The organism is Streptomyces nanshensis (assembly GCF_001751255.1).
Classification (GTDB): Bacteria; Actinomycetota; Actinomycetes; order Streptomycetales; family Streptomycetaceae; genus Streptomyces; species Streptomyces nanshensis_A.
In genome coordinates, this window is the sequence record NZ_LJGW01000168.1 from 298 (window position 1) to 20,998 (window position 20,701).

At 71.8% G+C, this 20,701-nt stretch carries 21 protein-coding genes; 15 read left to right on the forward strand and 6 right to left on the reverse strand.

The genetic code is table 11. From position 1 onward, the window contains the following. From AN218_RS10510 to AN218_RS10520, 3 genes are all read left to right on the forward strand, one after another. Positions 1 to 1,116 (forward strand): alpha/beta fold hydrolase (locus AN218_RS10510; RefSeq protein ID WP_107421411.1); only part of this gene is annotated, 1,116 nt, incomplete at its 5' end. 73 nt (positions 1,117 to 1,189) lie between these two features. After that, entirely contained in the window at positions 1,190 to 1,765 is a 576-nt protein-coding gene (gene tsaE / locus AN218_RS10515; protein WP_070016525.1) for a tRNA (adenosine(37)-N6)-threonylcarbamoyltransferase complex ATPase subunit type 1 TsaE, read from the forward strand. Between the two features lie 210 nt (positions 1,766 to 1,975). After that, positions 1,976 to 2,170, forward strand: coding sequence for a hypothetical protein (locus AN218_RS10520; protein WP_070016526.1), 195 nt, complete (start codon positions 1,976 to 1,978; stop codon positions 2,168 to 2,170). A gap of 9 nt (positions 2,171 to 2,179) precedes the next feature. Here AN218_RS10520 and AN218_RS10525 read toward each other — a convergent pair whose 3' ends face one another. Further along, complete coding sequence (locus AN218_RS10525) at positions 2,180 to 2,755, reverse strand: L,D-transpeptidase (protein WP_070016545.1); 576 nt, start codon at positions 2,753 to 2,755, stop codon at positions 2,180 to 2,182. 315 nt (positions 2,756 to 3,070) lie between these two features. On the opposite strand from AN218_RS10525, the gene tsaB reads away from it, so the two are divergent. The 4 genes from tsaB to AN218_RS10545 are packed head-to-tail and all read left to right on the forward strand — an operon-like array spanning position 3,071 to position 5,781. Further along, positions 3,071 to 3,736, forward strand: coding sequence for a tRNA (adenosine(37)-N6)-threonylcarbamoyltransferase complex dimerization subunit type 1 TsaB (gene tsaB / locus AN218_RS10530; protein WP_070016527.1), 666 nt, complete (start codon positions 3,071 to 3,073; stop codon positions 3,734 to 3,736). Positions 3,737 to 3,792: 56 nt separating this feature from the next. Next, a complete protein-coding gene (rimI, locus tag AN218_RS10535; RefSeq protein WP_070016546.1) occupies positions 3,793 to 4,404 on the forward strand; it encodes a ribosomal protein S18-alanine N-acetyltransferase in 612 nt (203 codons plus the stop codon). Next, positions 4,397 to 5,536: a tRNA (adenosine(37)-N6)-threonylcarbamoyltransferase complex transferase subunit TsaD gene (gene tsaD / locus AN218_RS10540; protein WP_070016528.1), complete on the forward strand. Its 1,140-nt coding sequence runs from the start codon at positions 4,397 to 4,399 to the stop codon at positions 5,534 to 5,536. Before rimI ends, tsaD begins: the two co-directional genes overlap by 8 nt. Then, positions 5,533 to 5,781, forward strand: a complete 249-nt coding sequence (locus AN218_RS10545) for a hypothetical protein (RefSeq protein WP_070016529.1) — start codon at positions 5,533 to 5,535, stop codon at positions 5,779 to 5,781. The genes tsaD and AN218_RS10545 overlap by 4 nt, the downstream gene beginning before the upstream one ends. 37 nt (positions 5,782 to 5,818) lie before the next feature. On the opposite strand, the gene AN218_RS10550 is transcribed toward AN218_RS10545, so the two are convergent. Next, on the reverse strand, positions 5,819 to 7,063 hold the full coding sequence (locus tag AN218_RS10550) for a class I SAM-dependent methyltransferase (RefSeq protein WP_070016530.1): 1,245 nt from the start codon (positions 7,061 to 7,063) through the stop codon (positions 5,819 to 5,821). 298 nt (positions 7,064 to 7,361) lie between these two features. Here AN218_RS10550 and groES point away from each other — a divergent pair, with 298 nt between their 5' ends. Next, complete coding sequence (gene groES, locus AN218_RS10555; RefSeq protein WP_028431119.1) at positions 7,362 to 7,670, forward strand: co-chaperone GroES; 309 nt, start codon at positions 7,362 to 7,364, stop codon at positions 7,668 to 7,670. A 108-nt stretch (positions 7,671 to 7,778) separates the two neighbouring features. Next, positions 7,779 to 9,404 carry a chaperonin GroEL gene (gene groL, locus AN218_RS10560; protein ID WP_070016531.1) on the forward strand — a complete coding sequence of 542 codons (1,626 nt, stop codon included), beginning with the start codon at positions 7,779 to 7,781 and terminating at the stop codon, positions 9,402 to 9,404. 108 nt (positions 9,405 to 9,512) lie between these two features. Here the strand turns inward: groL and AN218_RS10565 are convergent, their stop codons facing one another. From AN218_RS10565 to AN218_RS10575, 3 genes are all read right to left on the reverse strand, one after another. Further along, a complete protein-coding gene (locus tag AN218_RS10565) occupies positions 9,513 to 10,286 on the reverse strand; it encodes an SDR family NAD(P)-dependent oxidoreductase (protein WP_070016532.1) in 774 nt (257 codons plus the stop codon). 20 nt (positions 10,287 to 10,306) lie between these two features. Then, positions 10,307 to 10,969: an MOSC domain-containing protein gene (locus tag AN218_RS10570; RefSeq protein WP_070016533.1), complete on the reverse strand. Its 663-nt coding sequence runs from the start codon at positions 10,967 to 10,969 to the stop codon at positions 10,307 to 10,309. 172 nt (positions 10,970 to 11,141) lie between these two features. Then, a complete protein-coding gene (locus AN218_RS10575; protein ID WP_070016534.1) occupies positions 11,142 to 11,453 on the reverse strand; it encodes a WhiB family transcriptional regulator in 312 nt (103 codons plus the stop codon). Positions 11,454 to 11,827: 374 nt separating this feature from the next. Between AN218_RS10575 and AN218_RS10580 the strand changes: the two genes are divergently transcribed. From AN218_RS10580 to AN218_RS10595, 4 genes are all read left to right on the forward strand, one after another. After that, positions 11,828 to 12,439, forward strand: coding sequence for a response regulator transcription factor (locus tag AN218_RS10580; protein WP_003948568.1), 612 nt, complete (start codon positions 11,828 to 11,830; stop codon positions 12,437 to 12,439). Positions 12,440 to 12,717: 278 nt separating this feature from the next. Further along, positions 12,718 to 13,302: a sigma-70 family RNA polymerase sigma factor gene (locus tag AN218_RS10585; RefSeq protein ID WP_070016535.1), complete on the forward strand. Its 585-nt coding sequence runs from the start codon at positions 12,718 to 12,720 to the stop codon at positions 13,300 to 13,302. A gap of 53 nt (positions 13,303 to 13,355) precedes the next feature. After that, a complete protein-coding gene (gene guaB, locus AN218_RS10590; protein ID WP_070016536.1) occupies positions 13,356 to 14,873 on the forward strand; it encodes an IMP dehydrogenase in 1,518 nt (505 codons plus the stop codon). A gap of 131 nt (positions 14,874 to 15,004) precedes the next feature. After that, positions 15,005 to 16,114 carry a GuaB3 family IMP dehydrogenase-related protein gene (locus tag AN218_RS10595; protein ID WP_070016547.1) on the forward strand — a complete coding sequence of 370 codons (1,110 nt, stop codon included), beginning with the start codon at positions 15,005 to 15,007 and terminating at the stop codon, positions 16,112 to 16,114. An 88-nt stretch (positions 16,115 to 16,202) separates the two neighbouring features. Here AN218_RS10595 and AN218_RS10600 read toward each other — a convergent pair whose 3' ends face one another. Then, a complete protein-coding gene (locus tag AN218_RS10600) occupies positions 16,203 to 17,465 on the reverse strand; it encodes a nucleotide sugar dehydrogenase (protein ID WP_070016548.1) in 1,263 nt (420 codons plus the stop codon). 285 nt (positions 17,466 to 17,750) lie between these two features. Between AN218_RS10600 and AN218_RS10605 the strand changes: the two genes are divergently transcribed. Together AN218_RS10605 and AN218_RS10610 are read left to right on the forward strand one after the other, a co-directional pair. After that, positions 17,751 to 19,457, forward strand: coding sequence for a glycerol-3-phosphate dehydrogenase/oxidase (locus AN218_RS10605; RefSeq protein ID WP_070016537.1), 1,707 nt, complete (start codon positions 17,751 to 17,753; stop codon positions 19,455 to 19,457). A 239-nt stretch (positions 19,458 to 19,696) separates the two neighbouring features. After that, positions 19,697 to 20,701, forward strand: a 1,005-nt coding sequence (locus AN218_RS10610; protein ID WP_244900391.1) for a serine/threonine-protein kinase, incomplete at its 3' end; no start/stop codon positions are given.

Below are 20,701 nucleotides of genomic sequence, written 5' to 3' on the forward strand. Positions count from 1 at the left end.
TCCTCCCCGCCGTCCTCCCCGTCGTCCTCCTCGCCGTCCCGTACCGCCGCGGCGGCGGCCGCGGGCGACGGCGTGGGCGGGCCGACCGTGCAGCCCGTACGGATCGAGACGGCCGACGCGGCGGGGGCGGCGAAGCCCTCCGGGCGTACGGGACCGCACCGCAGACGGCTGATGAGCCTGCTGGGCCGGCGCGCGGGCAGCGCGAAGGGCGCACGCGGCGGACGCCGGAGCAAGGGCCGACTGCCGCCTCCCACGGTCGTCTTCACCCACGGGTACTGCCTGAGCCAGGACGTCTGGCACTTCCAGCGGGCCGCCCTGCGCGGCGCCGTACGGACCGTCTACTGGGACCAGCGCAGCCACGGCCGCTCCGCGCGCGCCCCCTCCGGCGACCCCGTGACGATCGACCAGCTCGGCCGGGATCTCAAGGCGGTGCTCGATGAGGCGGTGCCGGAGGGACCGATCGTGCTCGTCGGCCACTCCATGGGCGGGATGACGGTGATGGCGCTCGCCGACCAGTACCCGGAGTTCGTCGCCGAGCGCGTCACCGGCGTCGCCTTCGTCGGCACCAGCGCCGGCGGCCTGAGCGAGGTGACGTACGGGCTGCCGCTCCCGGCGGTGGGCGTGAAGGCGGTACGGCGTGCGGTGCCCGGGGTGCTACGGGCGATGGTCGCGCAGAGCGCGCTGGTCGAGCGGGGGCGGCGGGCGACCGCGGACCTCCTCGCCGGACTGGTCAAGCGCTACTCCTTCGGTGACGCGGGGAACGTCGACCCCGGGGTGGCACGGTTCGCGGAGCGGCTGATCGAGTCCGTGCCGATCGATGTGGTCGCGGAGTTCTACCCGGCGTTCGAGGCGCATGAGAAGACGGCCGCGCTCAGCGCCTTCGACGGCCGCCCCGCGCTCGTACTGGCAGGGGAGCGCGACCTGTTGACGCCGTACGCGCACAGCGAGGCCATCGCGGCGGCGCTGCCCTCGGCACGGCTGCTGATCCTGGAGCAGACCGGGCATCTGTCGATGCTGGAGCGCCCGCACGAGGTCAACGAGGCGCTGGCGCAGCTCATCACCCGCAGCGTCACCGGCGGTACGGGCGACTCCGTGGACGGTTCGACCGGCGCCTGAGCGCGTACGGGGGCGCCCGCCGGGAGCGGGACGCGTCCCGGAGGCCCGCCCGCCGCGCGTACCATCCGGACGCATGGAAGCACCACAGTCCGAGGCGGCGGCACGGCCGCTCGCCGTTCAGCGCACCGCTCTCGTCCCGACCCCCGAGCGGATGCAGGAGGTGGGGCGGAGCCTGGCCGGTCTGCTGCGCCCCGGCGATCTCGTGCTGCTCACCGGCGAGTTGGGCGCGGGCAAGACCACGCTCGCGCGCGGCCTCGGCGCCGGGCTCGGGGTGCGCGGCGCCGTCACGTCGCCGACCTTCGTCATCGCCCGCGTCCACCCGTCGCTGACCGACGGACCGCCGCTGGTGCACGTGGACGCGTACCGGCTGGGCGGGCGCGGCCTGGAGGAGATGGACGACCTGGACCTGGACGTCTCGCTGCCCGAGTCGGTCGTGATCGTGGAGTGGGGCGAGGGCCGGGTCGAGGAGCTGTCGGAGGACCGGCTGCATGTGGTGATCGAGCGGACGACCGGGGACGAGGCGGGGGCTGCGGCCGGCGACGGCGCCGAGGGCCCGGACGGCGACGGCGGCGCGGACGACGTACGCACCGTGACGGTGACCGGCGTCGGCGAGCGGTGGCGCGGGGTGGATCTCTCCGTCCTCGGGTGAGCGGGGGCGTGCGAAGGGTTCCCGGGCTCCCGTACGTCCCGACAGGTTGTCGGCAAGATGTTGCACGGGCGGCGGCGCCCGTGGTCAGATGGTGCGGAGAGCGGGGTTAGGTCTGCCTCACTTCGACCCGCCCGCCCAGGAGCCACGGGAGGTCCCATGCCCGCCGAAGACCGAGCGCGGAAGCCCGGCGCGCTGCCGTCGGCTCCAGACATGACAGGCGTCTCGATGCGCGCGCTGCTGGCCTCGCGCGCGGCCGCGGAGGCGGTCTCGACGCCCCCGTCGGAGCCCTCGGATGTGAACGGCCCAGCCGCGGACGGCAGTTCGGGCGCCGAGCCCGGCGACGAAGCCCGTACGTCCAGGGACGCGAGCGGACCGCGGTCCCAGCCGGGCCAGGACGCCGCCTGACCTTCCGGCTCAGCGGACGACGACGACCTTCGTGCCGATGGTCGCGAACAGCCACATGGCCTCGCCGTCCGCACGGTGCTCGCGGATGCCGCCGGTCTGCCGTACCGGGTCGGCGTCGGGCATCGACCCGTCGAGCGCGGCGCTGAAGCCTATGGTCGTGCCCTGGCTGGTGGCGAAGCGCACGACGTTCTCCACGGGCACCCCGTCGGAGCCGGTGACGTGCGGTGCGCGGGATTCCACCTTGTACGTGCCGGGCTCGGGGTCGATCGAGCTGGGGACGACCTTGAAGGTGCGCTTCACTTCCTGCCGTTCGCCCATCAGCCAGACCCGGTTGCGGTCCAGGTCGTACACGACGCGCTCGCCCGCACCCGAGAAGGCCGGCAGGGTCTCCTTCTCCTGGCGCTTCTCCCGCTCGGACTTCCCGGAACCGTCGGCGGAACCGGACCCTCCGTCGCGCGACCCGGCGGAGCCCGCCTTCGAGCGCTCCTGGGCGGCATGCGCCTGGTAGGTGAAGAAACCGATGACGGCCAGAGCCGCCGCCGTAAGCGCGGCCACGACCGCTCCCGCGCTGCTGCCACGTGCCACCGTGCGCGCCACCTCTCCGTCTCCGCCGCTCCCGCGTCGACGGTAGCAGCAGGCGGGGACCGCCCGGCCGGGGCGGCGGGAGGGAGGACGGTACGTCCGCGGTGCCGTACTCCCTTGGCATGGACGGGAGTTGGGACGATCGGGAAGGCGTGCCCCAAACGCGGAGAAGGATCTCCCCGCCGCCGGACCCCGGCCGCCGCGACCCGCCCCCGTGTCCCCGTACACAACCCCGCCCGCACGGCGCCAAGTCACCCGAAAGCGTCCCGTAGGGGACCCCGGGAACGGCCGCCCCGCATTCGCCGTAGGCTGGCTACCGTGCTGCTGCTAGCTCTCGACACCGCCACCCCGGCCGTCACCGTCGCCCTGTACGACACCGACGGCGACCGCGTCCTCGCGGCCTCCGACCAGACCGACGCCCGCCGCCACGGCGAGCTGCTCCTGCCGTCGGTGGACCGGGTGCTGCGCGAGGCCGGCCGTCCGCTCCAGGACGTCGACCGCGTCGTCGTGGGCACCGGCCCCGGTCCGTACACGGGACTGCGGGTCGGGCTGGTCACCGCAGAGACCTTCGGCGCCGCCCTGGGCGTCCCGGTCCTCGGGCTCTGCACGCTCGACGGCATCGCGTACGCCTCCGGCCTGGAGGAGCCGTTCGTCGTGGCGACGGACGCCCGCCGCAAGGAGGTGTACTGGGCGCGCTATTCCGACGCCCGTACACGCGTCGGCGACCCGGCGGTCGACCGCCCCAGCGAGCTGCCCGCCGAGGTGACGGCGATGCCCTCCGTCGGCGCGGGCGCCCGCCTGTACGAGGAGGTCTTCACCGGCCTCCGCACGGATCTGCCGCTGGACCAGTCCGCCGCGGCGCTCGCGTGCCTCGCCGCCGAGAAGCTCGCCAAGGGCGAGGAGTTCCCGCCGCCGCGTCCGCTCTATCTGCGGCGTCCCGACGCCCGCGTCCCCGCCAACTACAAGGTGGTCACGCCGAAGTGACACGTACGGCCGCTCAGGTCCGCACTCCGGAAAGCGACGACGTGGTGCTCCGCGAGATGCGCTGGTGGGACATCGAGCACGTACTCGGCCTCGAACGGGTCCTCTTCCCCGAGGACGCCTGGTCGGCCGGGCTGTTCTGGTCCGAGCTGGCGCACGCCCGCGGGCCCGGTGCCACGCGCCGCTATCTGGTGGCGGAGGCCGCGGGGCCGGACGCGGCGGCACCGGCCCCGGCCGCCGATCCGGCCGTACGCCCGGCGAACGCCCCCGACTTCGGCGGCGGCTGGGACGGCCTCGTCGGCTACGGCGGTCTCGCCGCCGTCGGCGGCACCGGCGACATCCAGACCATCGGCGTGCTGCCCGCCCGGCGCGGCACCGGCCTCGGCTCCCGACTGCTGGGCGAACTCCTCGCCGCCGCCGTCGAGTTCGGCTGCCACGAGGTGATGCTGGAGGTCCGCGTCGACAACGCGCCCGCCCAGCGGCTCTACGAGCGCTTCGGCTTCACGAAGATCGGCCTCAGACGCGGCTACTACCAGCCGGGCAACGTCGACGCCCTCGTCATGCGCCTGGACGACCCGGCCACGCTGCGGTCCGCTCCGCCCGGCTCTTCCCCCACGTCCTCCGGGACGCCCTCCCCGCCCCCGCCTCAAGGAACGAAGACCCATGGCTGACGAACCCCTCGTCCTCGGCATCGAGACCTCTTGCGACGAGACCGGCGTCGGCATCGTCCGCGGCCACACCCTGCTCGCCGACGCCGTCGCCTCCAGCGTGGACGAGCACGCCCGCTTCGGCGGGGTCGTCCCCGAGGTCGCCAGCCGGGCCCATCTGGAGGCCATGGTCTCCACGATCGAACGCGCCCTGCGCGAGGCCGGCGTCGCCGCCACGGACCTCGACGCCGTCGCGGTCACCGCGGGCCCGGGCCTCGCGGGCGCCCTGCTCGTCGGCGTCAGCGCGGCCAAGGCGTACGCGTACGCGCTCGGCAAGCCGCTCTACGGCGTCAACCACCTCGCGTCCCACATCTGCGTCGACCAGCTCGAACACGGCGCGCTCCCCGAGCCGACCATGGCCCTGCTCGTCTCGGGCGGACACTCCTCGCTGCTGCTCGCGCCCGACATCACCTCGGACGTCCGCCCGCTCGGCTCGACCATCGACGACGCGGCGGGCGAAGCCTTCGACAAGGTGGCGCGCGTCCTCGACCTGGGCTTCCCGGGCGGCCCCGTCATCGACAAGTACGCACGCGAGGGCGACCCGGAGGCGATCGCCTTCCCGCGCGGGCTGACCGGTCCGCGCGACGCCCCGTACGACTTCTCCTTCTCCGGCCTCAAGACGGCCGTCGCCCGCTGGATCGAGGCGAAGCGCAACGCGGGCGAGGAGGTCCCCGTACGGGATGTGAGCGCGTCCTTCCAGGAGGCGGTCACCGATGTGCTGACGCGCAAGGCCGTACGGGCCTGCAAGGACGAGGGCGTGGACCACCTGATGATCGGCGGCGGTGTCGCCGCCAACTCGCGGCTGCGCGCCATGGCCGAGGAGCGCTGCTCGGCCGCGGGCATCCGGCTCCGTGTGCCCCGACCCAAGCTGTGCACGGACAACGGAGCGATGGTCGCGGCGCTCGGCGCCGAGATGGTCGCCCGGCGCCGCCCCACCTCCGGCTGGGACCTGCCCGCGGACTCCTCGCTGCCCGTCACCGAGCCGCATCTGCCGGGCACCTCGGACGCGCCTACGGATTCGCACGGCCAGGCCCACCCGCACACCCACGACCACGACCACGTGCACGAGTTGAGCCGGGAGAACCTGTACTCATGACGGTCGCCCTGATGTGGGAGGCCAAGGCGGCCGAGGGGCGCGGCGGCGAACTGCTCGACTGGGCCCGCGCCCAGCAGCCCGCGTCGCCGCCCGAGCGCCGCGAGGACTTCACGGCGCCCGGCGGCCGCGTCCTGGTGATCACCTGGTGGCCGGGCGACCTCTCCGCGGACCTTCCCGAACTGCCCGATCCGCCCCGGGAGTTGACGGCCCGCCCGGTGCACCGCTGGCGCTTCGAACAGGTCTGAGCCGTACGGACGCGGCGCCCCGTCCGCGATGCCCGCGTCACCGCCGTACGGGCGTCTCCAGCGGCCGGCCCAGCAGCACGGTGGGCGCACCCGCGACCCGGGTGAGGAACACCGTGCACTCGTGGGGCCCTTCGAGCCGGAGCTTCTTGCGCAGCTCCGCGGGATCCACGGCCGAGCCGCGCTTCTTGATCGCCGCGACGCCGACCCCGCGCTCGCGCAGCAGCGCCCGCAGCCGCTTGAGCTGGAAGGGCAGCACGTCGGTGATCTCGTAGCCCGTCGCGTACGGGGTGAACTGCGCCTCGTCGCACGTCACATACGCGATCGTCGGATCGATGAGCCGCCCGCCCGGCAGCTCGGCCGCGACCTCGGCCACCAGGTGTGCCCGTACGACGGCCCCGTCCGGCTCGTACAGGAAGCGGCCCACCGGACCTGCCGGCGGATCGGGCAGCCCGCGCGAGCGCAGTGAACTCCCGTCCGGCAGCAGCGTCGCCCGTACGGATGAACTCGTGGAACCCTCCGAACTCCGCGAACTCCGCGCCGCGTCCGGCGTCCTGTGCCCCGTACCGAACCAGAGCACGGCCTCCTTCACATCCCCCGCGTCCGAGATCCACTCGGCCTCGGCGTCCTCGGGCACGGCCTCGTGCGGAATGCCGGGGGCGACCTTCACCGCCGAGTACGGGGCGCCGCGGGCCACTTCGACCGCCCACGACAGCGGCGGCGAGTACGCCTCGGGGTCGAAGATCCGGCCCTTGCCGCCGCGGCGCGCGGGGTCGGCGAAGACGGCGTCGCAGCCGGAGACGTCCACGTCGCGGGCCTCCTGGCAGCGGACCTCGACGCTGTCGGCCAGCCCGAGCGCCGCGGCGTTGGCGCGTACGACGTCACACGTCAACGGGTCGCGGTCGACGGCCAGTACGCGCATCCCGGCGCGCGCCAGCGCGATCGCGTCACCGCCCATCCCGCAGCACAGATCGGCCGTACGGCCCTGCCCGGGGGCCTCCCGGCGGAAGCGCTCCGCGCGGTACGCGGCGACGCTCGCCCGGGTCGACTGCTCCAGTCCGTCCGGCGTGAAGTACATCCGGGCCGCGTCCTGCGCGCCGAACTTGGCCGCCGCGCGCTGCCGCAGCCGCGCCTGCCCGAGGGCGGCCGAGACCAGTTCCGGAGGGTGCGTGCGGCGCAGCCGGGTCGCGACGGCCAGCTCGTCCGCGGGGTCGTAACCCTCCAACTGCCCCAGCAGCGCCTGTCCTTCATCGCCGAGCAGAGCGGCGAACGCCTCGCGGTCCACCCCGGCATTCTCGCCTCCCGCCGGGGAACGCGGCGCGCGGGGGCGGGAGTCGCCCGTCGCGGAGTCGTGCGGAGGCGCCCGAAGGGGGAGCCACGTGCGGGCGACCACGGCACGACCCGTACGATTGGCACTCGTGTTGACGGAGTGCTAACCGCGGCATAATGTCGACCCTGGCACTCTCCCATGGCGAGTGCCAGACACCAGCGACAGGAAGATCCGGCACCCGCGACGACGGATCTGACCGGTCGCCACCCCAGACATAAGACCCCGTTTTGAGATCTCCGAAGGGGGAGGTCGGATCGTGACGACCGCCAGCAAGGTTGCCATCAAGCCGCTCGAGGACCGCATCGTGGTCCAGCCGCTCGACGCCGAGGAGACCACGGCCTCGGGCCTGGTCATTCCGGACACCGCCAAGGAGAAGCCCCAGGAGGGCACGGTCCTGGCCGTCGGCCCGGGCCGCTTCGAGAACGGCGACCGTCTGCCGCTCGACGTGAACGTCGGCGACATCGTGCTGTACAGCAAGTACGGCGGCACCGAGGTGAAGTACAGCGGCGAGGAGTACCTCGTCCTCTCGGCTCGCGACGTTCTCGCGATCGTCGAGAAGTAAGTCACCGCAGCCGGAAGACACTTCTGATCCGCGCCCCGGTCCCTCCCGCGTCACACGAGATGCACCGGGGCCGGGGCGCGGTTCGTTTGAGAGGACTCGAAAGCTCCCATGGCGAAGATCCTGAAGTTCGACGAGGACGCGCGCCGCGCCCTCGAGCGCGGCGTCGACAAGCTGGCCGACACCGTCAAGGTGACGATCGGCCCCAAGGGCCGCAACGTCGTCATCGACAAGAAGTTCGGCGCGCCCACCATCACCAACGACGGCGTCACCATCGCGCGTGAGGTCGAGGTCGAGGACTCCTACGAGAACCTCGGCGCGCAGCTCGTGAAGGAGGTGGCGACCAAGACCAACGACATCGCGGGTGACGGCACCACCACCGCCACCGTGCTCGCCCAGGCGCTGGTCCGCGAGGGCCTGCGCAACGTGGCCGCGGGCGCCTCCCCGGCCGCCCTGAAGAAGGGCATCGACGCCGCGGTCAAGGCCGTCTCCGACGACCTGATCGCCAACGCCCGCCCGATCGACTCCAAGGAGGACATCGCCTCCGTCGCCGGTCTGTCCGCGCAGGACAAGCAGGTCGGCGAGCTGATCGCCGAGGCGATGGACAAGGTCGGCAAGGACGGCGTCATCACCGTCGAGGAGTCCCAGACCTTCGGCCTGGAGCTGGACTTCACCGAGGGCATGGCCTTCGACAAGGGCTACCTGTCGCCGTACATGGTCAGCGACCAGGAGCGTATGGAGGCCGTCCTCGACGACCCGTACATCCTGATCCACCAGGGCAAGATCAGCTCCATCCAGGACCTGCTGCCGCTGCTGGAGAAGATCATGCAGGCCGGCGGATCCAAGCCGCTGCTGATCATCGCCGAGGACGTCGAGGGCGAGGCGCTCTCCACCCTCGTGGTGAACAAGATCCGCGGCACGTTCAACGCCGTCGCGGTCAAGGCCCCCGGCTTCGGCGACCGCCGCAAGGCGATGCTCGGCGACATGGCGACCCTCACCGGCGCCACGGTCATCGCCGAGGAGGTCGGCCTCAAGCTCGACCAGGCCGGTCTGGACGTGCTCGGCACCGCCCGCCGCGTCACCGTCACCAAGGACGACACGACGATCGTCGACGGTGCCGGCAAGCGTGAGGATGTCGAGGCCCGCGTCGCCCAGATCAAGGGTGAGATCGAGGCCACCGACTCCGACTGGGACCGCGAGAAGCTCCAGGAGCGTCTGGCCAAGCTGGCCGGCGGCGTCTGCGTCATCCGCGTCGGTGCCGCGACCGAGGTCGAGCTCAAGGAGAAGAAGCACCGTCTGGAGGACGCGATCTCCGCGACCCGTGCGGCGGTCGAGGAGGGCATCGTCGCCGGCGGCGGCGCCAGCCTCGTGCACTCCGCGAAGGTCCTGGAGGACTCGCTCGGCAAGAAGGACGACGAGGCCACCGGTGTCGCCGTCGTACGCCGCGCCGTCGTCGAGCCGCTGCGCTGGATCGCCGAGAACGCCGGCCTCGAGGGCTACGTCATCACCTCGAAGGTCTCCGAACTCGACCGCAACCAGGGCTTCAACGCGGCCACCGGCGACTACGGCGACCTGATCAAGGCCGGCGTCATCGACCCGGTCAAGGTCACGCGCTCCGCCCTGGAGAACGCCGCGTCCATCGCCTCGCTGCTGCTGACGACCGAGACGCTGGTCGTCGAGAAGCCGGAGGAGGAAGAGCCGGCGGCGGCCGGCCACGGTCACGGCCACGCGCACTGACGCACCCGTCAGGCCGTACGTACCGAGGCTCCGTACGCACCGAGGCCCGGCACCCCGCACTGGGGGCCGGGCCTCGGCGCGTTTGTACGTCCGCGGTGATGCCGCGCGTCAGCGCGGTCCGTACCGCCGTCCCGTCGTCGTCGACGCCTTCGACAGCAGCTCCCTGGGCAGCAGCCGCGCCGCCCCCATGAGCGCCTTGTAGCGCGCGTCCGGGATGCACAGGCTCCGCCCGCGCGCCAGATCCTTCATCGCCGCGCCGGCCACGGCGTCCGCGTCCAGCCACATCCACCCGGGGATGTTCCCGGAGTCCATCCCCGCCCGCTCGTGGAACTCCGTGCGGACGAAGCCGGGGCACAGCGCCATCAGCCGCACCCCCGACCCCGCCAGGTCCTTCGCCGCCCCCTGCGTGAACTGGACGACCCACGCCTTGCTCGCCCCGTACGTCCCGCGCGGCACGAACGCCGCCACAGAGGCGACGTTGACCACGCCGCCCCGCCCCCGCTCCCGCATGCCCGCGACCGCCGCCGAGGTCAGCCGCAGCACCGCCTCGCAGTGCACCTTGAGCATCGTCAGCTCGTCCTCGACGGGCACGTCCAGATATCTGCCCTTGTTGCCGAAGCCCGCGTTGTTCACCAGCAGATCGACGGGGTGCTCCCGCTCCGAGAGCCGCTTCTCGACCGCCGAGATCCCCTTGTCGGCGGCCAGATCGGCCGCAAGTACGGACACTTCGACGCCGTGCCGGTCGTGGAGCGCCGTCGCGTGCTCCCGCAGCCGCTCCTTGTCGCGGGCGACCAGTACGAGGTGGTGCCCGTCCCGTGCGAGCCGCCTGGCGAAGGCCGCTCCGATACCGGCGGTGGCTCCCGTGATCAACGCTGTCGTCATGGGGGCACGCTATCCGCGCCTCAACTCTCCGTACGCCGCAGGGCGTTGCGCCTGGCCTCGGGGTGGAGCGCGTCACCGGCGGCCAGCACGCGCGGCAGGAGTTCCGGCTGCTGTGTCAGCGCGCGGAAGAGGAAGGCCACCGTCACCTCGTGGTCCGGCCGGTGCACGACGCGGATCTCGTCACCGCCGCTGATCACCCCGGGCTCGATCACCCGCAGATACGCCCCGGGCGCGGCCCTCTCCGTGAACCGCTTGACCCAGCCCCGCTCGTCCAGCCAGCTCGCGAACGTACGGCAGGGGATGCGCGCCGACGACGCCTCCAGCACCACCCGCTCCCCGATCTGCCACCGCTCACCGACGAGGGCACCGTTCACATCCAGTCCCCGGGTGGTGAGGTTCTCGCCGAAGGAGCCGTTGTCCAGCTCCCGCCCGAGCTCGAGCCCCCACGCGTCGAGGTCCTCGCGCGCGTAGGCGTAGACGGCCTGGTCGTCGCCGCCGTGGTGGCGCTTGTCGCCGATGGTGTCCTGCGCGAAGGCGCTCCCGGCGGTGCCCTTCGGACCGGGAGAGGCGACGTCGATCAGGCCGTCCGCGGGGCGCTTGTCGATGCCGGTCAGGGCCCCTGGTGAGTCGGTGTACGAGGGTGCGTGCAGTGGCCGGGCGATATTGACGGACAGGAGTTCCATGGCCGTCAGGCTAAGCGGGTGAATCCCGGCGTACGACCGATTTCCGCGCCGGGTGGCGAGAGAGGACGAGGAGAGTGCGGCGGGGGCTGCGGGACGGTGGGCGGCGTCGAGGCCGACGGTGCCGACGGATACCAAGGGCAGACGGACGAACCCGAGGTCAAAACGTTTCTGCTCAACTCTGCCCGTCGGGCACGGCGACGAGCCTGCTGCGGGCCCGGCCCATCAGCTCCTCCCGCTCGTCCTCCGTCAGTCCGCCCCAGACTCCGTACGGCTCGCGCACCGCCAGCGCGTGCGCCGCGCACTCCGAGCGGACGGGGCAGCGCATGCAGACCTCCTTCGCGGAGGCCTCCCGTGCGCTGCGGGCGGCGCCCCGCTCGCCCTCGGGGTGGAAGAAGAGAGAGCTGTCGACTCCGCGACAGGCCGCGAGCAACTGCCAGTCCCACAGGTCAGCGTTGGGGCCGGGGAGGCGGGAGAAGTCTGCCATTGCGTGTCCTCTCGTCGGCGTACTTGAGGCTCGCTCTCGCTCCGTCCATTTATAGACAAATATGACTCATTGCGAACCTAGCCGAAAGAAAGCGAGAAGCAGAACTAAGTCTGCTAAATAGGGCAAAAGGTAAAAGACGCCACTCGGGGAAACCCGTCAGTGCGATGCGGGCTGATCTGTGTACGCGCGATCACGTAGAGTGCTGATGGCGGTGGCCGAGACCCGTAACTCTTTCGGGTGACCGTCGTTGAGTGTGCGGAGGCGGTTGGCCGAATGGCCTCGGGCACGGATGTCCGAGCAGGTCAATCGCACAGGTGACGATTCGTAACAGCCTGGAGGCTCAAGGTGACGCGCATCAGCTGCGGAGGGCGGTCATGACATCCGTCCTCGTCTGCGACGATTCCCCGCTTGCCCGAGAGGCGCTCCGCCGCGCGGTCGCGACCGTGCCCGGCGTCGAGCGCGTGACGACGGCAGCCAACGGCGAGGAAGTCCTCCGCCGCTGGGGTGCCGACCGGTCCGACCTCATCCTCATGGATGTCCGCATGCCCGGTCTCGGCGGTGTCGAGACCGTGCGGCGGCTGCTGTCGGCCGACCCCGGTGCCCGCATCATCATGCTCACAGTCGCGGAGGACCTCGACGGGGTGGCTCTCGCCGTCGCCGCCGGCGCCCGCGGCTATCTGCACAAGGACGCCTCGCGCGCGGAGCTGCGGGCCACGGTCACGCAGGCGCTGGCCGATCCGACGTGGCGGCTCGCGCCGCGGCGGCTGCGCTCGGCCGAGATGGGCGCCGCCCCGACGCTCACCGCACGGGAGATCCAGGTGCTGGAGGGCATGAGTCACGGGCGGTCGAACGCCGAGATCGGCCGGGAGCTGTTCCTCTCCGAGGACACCGTGAAGACCCACGCGCGGCGGCTGTTCAAGAAGCTCGGCGCCTCGGACCGTGCGCACGCGGTGGCCCTCGGTTTCCGCTGGGGCCTCGTTCGATAAATAGCTCACGTTCGCCACTTGCCCGCCCGTCCCCGCCTGCGACGTTCCGCTTCCCGCTCTGCGCGGGGCCGGCCCGGGGGGAAGGGCGGGGCGGCGTATGCGGCCCAGGAATCCCGCGCGTGCCGCATGCTTGTTGTATGGAGTTCCTCGGGGAACGTTCGGTCAGGCGTGAGGGGAGAGCGCGGGAGATGAGAGCCAGTGCCCCTGCTCATAACGCTTCGGTGCACAACCACGGACGTGGTGCGACGGATTACGGGGCTCAGGTGCACCATGGACCGATGCGCAACGACGGGCACGACGACTCAGCGGTCGTGAGCGCACTCGTACGGCGCGCGAGGGAAGGCGACGAGCAGGCGACGCACGATCTTCTCGCCCATGTGCATCCTCTGGCGCTGCGGTACTGCCGCAGGCGGCTGACCCGACTCCCGGGCGACGCACGGCACTTCGTGGACGACCTCGCGCAGGAGGTCTGCATCGCGGTGCTCTGCGCGCTGCCGCGCTACCGCGACACCGGCAAGCCCTTCGAGGCATTCGTCGTGGCCATCGCCCAGCACAAGGTCGCCGATCTGCAACGGGCCGCGATGCGCGGGCCGGGCAGTACGGCGGTGCCGTCCGACGAGATGCCCGAGCAGCCCGACGACTCGCTCGGCCCCGAGGAGCGTGCGCTGCTCAGCAGCGACGCGGCGTGGGCCAAGAAGCTGCTCGCCAATCTTCCGCAGCACCAGCGTGAGTTGGTGCTGCTGCGCGTCGCCGTCGGGCTCACCGCGGAGGAGACCGGCGAGGTGCTGGGGATGTCTCCCGGAGCGGTACGTGTCGCCCAGCACCGGGCGCTGAGCAGGCTGCGGGCACTGGCCGAGCAGTGAGTCCGGGGCGTTTAGCATGGACTTTCACCCCGGGCAAGCATTGGAAAGGTGTCATGACAGCCAACGACGGAGTCGGAACCGAGGCCGCAGTGCCCGCGCAGTTCGCCATGCTCGGCCTGACCTTCGACGACGTACTGCTGCTGCCCGGTGAGTCGGACATGGCTCCCGGTGAGATCGACACCGGTTCGCGGATCTCGCGCAACGTACGGGTGAACGTGCCGCTGCTGTCGGCCGCGATGGACAAGGTCACCGAGTCGCGGATGGCGATCGCCATGGCACGGCAGGGCGGCGTCGGCGTACTGCACCGCAATCTGTCGATCGAGGACCAGGCGGCGCAGGTCGACCGGGTCAAGCGCTCCGAGTCCGGCATGGTCACCGACCCGATCACGATCCGTCCGGACGCGACGCTGGGCGACGCCGACGTGCTGTGCGGCCGGTTCCGCATCAGCGGCGTCCCCGTCACGGACGAGGCGGGCAAGCTGCTGGGCATCGTCACCAACCGCGACATGGCCTTCGAGTCCGACCGCGAGCGTCCCGTACGCGAGTTGATGACGCCGATGCCGCTGGTGACGGGGAAGGTCGGCATCTCGCGCAACGACGCGATGGAGCTGCTGCGGCGTCACAAGATCGAGAAGCTGCCGCTGGTAGACGACGCGGGCGTGATCAAGGGACTCATCACCGTCAAGGACTTCGTGAAGGCCGAGCAGTATCCGCAGGCCTCGAAGGACGAGGAGGGCCGGCTCGTGGTGGGCGCGGCCGTCGGGGTCGCGGGCGACGCGTACGAGCGTGCGCAGGCGCTGATCGAGGCGGGCGTGGACTTCGTCGTGGTGGACACCGCGCACGGGCACTCGCGGCTCGTCGGCGACATGGTCGCCAAGATCAAGTCGAATGCGCCCGTGGATGTCGTCGGCGGCAACGTGGCCACCCGCGAGGGCGCCAAGGCGCTCATCGACTCCGGAGCGGACGGCATCAAGGTCGGCGTCGGGCCCGGTTCCATCTGTACGACGCGGGTGGTCGCCGGCATCGGCGTACCGCAGGTGACGGCGATCCACGAGGCGTCGCTCGCCGCGCGGGAGGCCGGGGTGCCGGTCATCGGCGACGGCGGTCTCCAGTACAGCGGCGACATCGCCAAGGCCCTCGTCGCCGGCGCGGACACGGTGATGCTCGGGTCGCTGCTCGCGGGGTGCGAGGAGTCGCCGGGCGAGCTGCTGTTCATCAACGGCAAGCAGTTCAAGTCGTACCGGGGCATGGGGTCGTTGGCCGCGATGCAGACGCGGGGCGAGCAGAAGTCGTACTCGAAGGACCGCTACTTCCAGGAGGAGGTCGGCGGTGACGACAAGCTCATCCCGGAGGGCGTCGAGGGACAGGTGCCCTACCGGGGGCCGTTGAGCGCGGTGGTGCACCAACTCGTGGGCGGGCTCAAGCAGTCGATGTTCTACGTCGGCGGCAGCACGGTGCCGGAGCTGAAGGAGCGCGGCCGGTTCGTGCGCATCACCTCGGCGGGCCTGAAGGAGAGCCACCCGCACGATGTGCAGATGACGACCGAGGCGCCGAACTACTCACGCCGCTGAGCCCCGTACCGGGCCCTCGGCATTCCTGCGACGAGCACCGGGCACCCGGCACCCGCCGGTCCGTACGCCGCCGTTCGTCGGTGATACTGGGGCGGCAGCAGAGCACAGCGCACGGCGAGAAGGGCTTCACAGTGACTGAGATCGAGATCGGACGCGGCAAGCGCGGACGCCGGGCGTACGCCTTCGACGACATCGCCGTGGTGCCCAGCCGCCGCACGCGCGATCCCAAAGAGATCTCGATCGCCTGGCAGATCGACGCCTACCGCTTCGAACTGCCTTTCATGGCGGCCCCGATGGACTCGGTCGTCTCGCCCGCGACCGCGATCCGCATCGGTGAGCTGGGCGGTCTCGGAGTGCTCAACCTCGAAGGGCTCTGGACGCGTTACGAGGATCCGGAGCCGCTGCTCGCCGAGATCGCGGAGCTGGACGAGCGCACCGCCAACACGCGTATGCAGGAGATCTACTCGGAGCCGATCAAGGAGGAGCTGATCGGCGAGCGGATCAAGGAGGTGCGGGACGCGGGCGTCGTGACGGCCGCCGCGCTCTCGCCGCAGCGAACAGTCCAGTTCTCCAAGGCGGTTGTCGACGCGGGCGTCGACCTCTTCGTCATCCGCGGTACGACGGTCTCCGCGGAGCATGTCTCCGGGGCGTCGGAGCCGCTCAATCTCAAGCAGTTCATCTACGAGTTGGACGTGCCGGTCATCGTGGGCGGCTGCGCGACGTACACCGCTGCGCTGCATCTGATGCGTACGGGCGCGGCCGGTGTGCTGGTCGGCTTCGGCGGCGGCGCCGCGCACACCACGCGGAACGTGCTGGGCATCCAGGTGCCGATGGCGACGGCCGTGGCCGACGTCGCCGCCGCGCGCCGCGACTACCTGGACGAGTCCGGCGGCCGCTACGTCCATGTCATCGCGGACGGCGGCGTGGGCTGGTCCGGCGACCTGCCCAAGGCCGTGGCCTGCGGCGCGGACGCGGTGATGATGGGCTCGCCGCTGGCCCGTGCGACGGACGCACCGGGGCGCGGACACCACTGGGGCATGGAGGCCGTGCACCCGGACGTGCCGCGCGGCAAGCGGATGGATCTGGGCGCGGTCGGCACGACGGAGGAGATCCTGCTCGGGCCCTCGCACACCCCGGACGGGTCGATGAACTTCTTCGGCGCGCTGCGCCGGGCGATGGCGACGACGGGCTACTCGGAGCTGAAGGAGTTCCAGCGCGTCGAGGTCACGGTCGCGCGGTAGCGGTAGCGGTACGTAGGCGACGCCGGGTCCGAGGGGAAGCTCCGACGCCTTCGGGACTCCGCCGAAGTGCCGCTGTGCGCCGCCGAGTTCACAGGCGGTGCGCCGCGCCCGTCGGGCTCGCCCCCCGGGTGTCGAAGAGCAGCCGCGCCTTGGCCGCCAGCCCTTGGAGGTCGTATCTGCGGTGCGGCTGGAGCAGCACCGTGAGGTCGGCCGCGGCGGCGGCCTCGTACAGGGAGCCGGCGCGGGGCACCGGTTCGCCTGCCACCTGCCACTCCTTCACATACGGGTCGTGGAAGCTGAGCTGCGCCCCGAGTTGCTGGAGCCGGAGCGCCACCTCCCGTGCGGGGGCGCCCTCTTGGTCCGGCAGATCGGGCTTGTACGTGACGCCGAGGAGCAGGACGCGGGCTCCGCGCGCCGACTTGCCGTGTTCGTTGAGGAGTTCGGCCGCGCGTCGGCACACGTACTGCGGCATGCGCCCGTTGACCTCCTGGGCCAGTTCGACCATGCGCAGCGGGTGGCCCGGCGAACGGCCGCGGTACGCCGCGTGGTTGGGGTCGACGGGGACGCTGTGCCCGCCGACGCCCGGACCCGGACGGAACGCCTGGAAGCCGAACGGCTTGGTCTCCGCGCAGCGGATCACGTCCCACAGGTCGACCCCGATGTCGTGGCAGAAGACCGCCATCTCGTTCACCAACGCGATGTTGACCTGGCGGAAGTTGGTCTCCAGCAGCTTCGCCGTCTCGGCCTCGCGCGGGCCCCGCGCGCGTACGACCTTGGTGGCCAGGCGCGCGTAGAAGGCGGCGGCCCGCTCTGTGCAGGCAGGGGTCAGACCGCCCACGACCTTGGGGGTGTTGGCGTAGCCGTAGCGGCGGCTGCCGGGGTCGACGCGGGCGGGGGAGTAGGCGAGATGGAAGTCGTGGCCCGCGCGCAGACCCGAGCCCTCTTCCAGCAGCGGCCCCAGGAATTCCTCGGTCGCGCCCGGGTACACCGCGGATTCGAGTACGACGGTCGTACGGGGGCTGAGCCGGGAGGCGAGCGTGTGAGCGGCGGCGCGTACCGCGTCGAGATTCAGCGAGCGGTCGGGACCGAGGGAGGTCGGGGCGCAGATCAGCGCGGTACGCACCTCGCCGAGCACCTCGGGATCGGTCGTGGCGCGGAAGCCGCGGGAGATCATGCGGCGGAGGCCGGCGGCCGTGAGGACGCCGTCGGCGGGAGGGCGGCCCGCGTTGAGTCCGGCGACGGTCTCCTCGTCGGGGTCGTGGCCGACGGTCTCGATCCCGGCGGCCACGGCGGCCTGCGCGGCCGGGAGACCCGAATGGCCCAGGCCGAGGATGGCGAGATCTGCGGGCATCGCGGCGGACATCCTTCCCCTTGGTCCTCTCTCGCCGGGGTGGCGAGACCCCGTGATCGCCGTGCCGGGGGAGAGCCCCCGAAGGCCGCTTCGAGCTGTGTGTACCGATGCCCTGCGGCGCTATAGCAAGTTAATCGGCAATATGACGGATATCCGGGATTGCCCGCTCGAAGCCGCCCCCAGCGCGGCCGAAGTCAGGGAATTGGAGGACCATCGGCAGGGGAACACTGCCTACGTTCTGGCAAGACCACCGACGACGAACGCACGAAGACACAGGAGGCAGCGGTGAGGACGGCGACACTGGGACCGGAGCAGCGTGCCAGGGCGCTGGCGGAGATGTCCGAACGCGAACTCGACGTGCTGGTCATCGGTGGGGGCATCGTGGGCGCCGGCACGGCGCTGGACGCCGTCACACGCGGGCTCTCGACGGGGATCGTCGAGGCGACCGACTGGGCCTCGGGCACCTCCAGCCGCAGCAGCAAGCTGATCCACGGCGGGCTGCGTTATCTGGAGATGCTGGACTTCGCCCTCGTCAGAGAGGCGCTGAAGGAGCGCGGGCTGCTGCTGGAGCGGATCGCGCCGCATCTGGTGAAGCCGGTGCCCTTCCTCTATCCGTTGCAGCACAAGGGGTGGGAGCGGCTGTACGCCGGTTCCGGCGTGGCCATGTACGACGTGATGTCGCTCTCGTCCGGGCACGGCCGCGGGCTGCCCCGGCACCGGCATCTGAGCAGGCGCCACGCGCTGCGTGTGGCACCGGCGTTGCGGAAGGACGCGCTCGTCGGCGCCCTCCAGTACTACGACGCGCAGGTGGACGACGCGCGGTATGTGGCCACCGTGGTCCGCACCGCCGCCGCGTACGGTGCGCACGCCGCGAACCGGACCCGCGTCGTCGGCTTTCTGCGCGAGGGCGAACGCGTCGTCGGGGCGCGGGTGCAGGACCTGGAGCTGGGCGGCGAGTACGAGGTGCGCGCCCGGCAGGTCGTCAACTCCACCGGTGTGTGGACGGACGACACACAGGGACTGATCGCGGAGCGCGGGCAGTTCCATGTACGTGCGTCGAAGGGCATCCACCTGGTGGTGCCGAAGGACCGGATCAACTCGACGACGGGGCTGATCCTTCGTACGGAGAAGAGCGTCCTGTTCGTCATCCCGTGGGGCCGCCACTGGATCATCGGCACCACCGACACCAAGTGGGACCTGGACAAGCGGCACCCGGCGGCCTCCAGCGCCGACATCGACTATCTGCTGCAGCACGTCAACGAGGTGCTGGCGCTGCCGCTCACGCGCGACGACGTGGAGGGCGTCTACGCGGGCCTGCGGCCGCTGCTCGCGGGCGAGTCGGAGGCGACGAGCAAGCTCTCGCGCGAGCACACGGTCGCGCATCCGGTGCCGGGCATGGTCGTCGTGGCGGGCGGCAAGTACACGACGTACCGCGTGATGGCGAAGGACGCCGTCGACGAGGCGGTGCACGGTCTGGACCGCCGGGTCGCGGACTGCGTCACCGAACGGGTGCCGCTGGTGGGCGCGGAGGGCTACCACGCGCTGTGGAACGGACGGGCGGGCATCGCCGCCAAGACCGGGCTGCACGTGGCGCGGGTGGAGCATCTGCTCAACCGCTACGGCGCGTTGACGGAGGAGCTGCTCGAACTCATCGGCGACGACCCGACGTTGGGCGAGCCGCTGCCCGCCGCGGACGACTACCTCCGGGCGGAGGTCGTCTACGCCTGCACTCACGAGGGCGCACGGCACATCACCGACGTGCTCACGCGCCGTACGCGCATCTCGATCGAGACGTTCGACCGGGGGACGCGCAGCGCGCGCGAGGTCGCCGAGCTGATGGCCAAGGTGCTGGGCTGGGACGCCGACCAGATCGACCGCGAGGTCGAGTACTACGAGAAGCGGGTCGAGGCGGAGCGCGAGTCGCAGCTCCAGCCGGACGATCTGACGGCGGACGCGGCGCGGTTGGGGGCGCCGGAGATCGCGCCGGTCTGAGGGGCGCCGGTCGCGCCGCGGCGGCGTTTCCGGGGGTCTCGCGTACGGGCTTCCGCGGGTGGTCTCCGTACGCTCCGTCAGGCCGTGTTCCGCGGCGTTCGTGACGGTGTGTGAGGCGGCGCGTGCGGGTACTCGCGGCGCCGTGGGCGAGCGGCCCCCGGACGTGGTGCGGGTGCGCGATGGTTCACAATGATGGAGGGGCTGGGGTGGGCCATCGCCGAGGGGACACAAGGGGATTCATGAGCGAGGAGTCGGGTCGGCTGGTAGGAGGTCGCTATCGGCTCGGGGGCGTCCTCGGCCGCGGCGGCATGGGCACCGTGTGGCGCGGCGAGGACGAGGTCCTGGGGCGCTCGGTGGCGGTGAAGGAACTCCGGTTCCCCTCCAGCGTCGAGGAGGACGAGAAGCAGCGGCTCATCACCCGTACTCTGCGCGAGGCGAAGGCGATCGCGCGCATCCGCAGCGGCAGCGCCGTGACGGTCTTCGACGTGGTGGACGAGGACGACCGGCCCTGGATCGTGATGGAGCTCGTCGAGGGTCGCTCGCTCGCCGACCAGATCCGCGAGGAGGGCCCGCTCACGCCGAAGCGTGCGGCCGAGGTCGGGCTCGCGGTGCTGGACGTGCTGCGGGCCGCGCACCGCGAAGGGGTGCTGCACCGCGATGTGAAGCCGTCCAACGTGCTGTTGGAGGACGTCACGGGACGCGTCGTGCTCACCGACTTCGGCATCGCGAAGGTCGAGGGCGACCCGTCGGTGACGTCGACGGGCATGCTCGTCGGGGCGCCCTCGTACATCTCGCCGGAGCGCGCACGCGGCAAGCCGCCGGGGCCGCCCGCGGACCTGTGGTCGCTCGGCGCCCTGCTGTACGCGGCGGTCGAGGGCCATCCCCCGTACGACAAGGGCTCGGCCATATCCACGCTGACGGCGGTGATGACGGAGCCCGTGCCGCCGCCGAAGCAGGCCGGCGAACTCGACGAGGTCATCTTCGGGCTGCTGGCCAAGGACCCGGACAAGCGGCTCGATGTGGCGGGCGCGCGCGGGCTGTTGGAGCCGGTGGCCTCCGCGGCGGGCGCGAGCACGACGGCCGCGCCTCCCGCGGCGGACGCCGGGACGACGGCCGTGCTGCCGCAGAAGCCGGACGGCGCCGAGGGCGCGGGTGCGGAGTCCGGTCAGGGCGACGGCGAGAGCGACGGGAAGCGCGGCAAGGGCGGCAGCGGCCGGGGTTCGCGTACCGGCAGGCCCGACAAG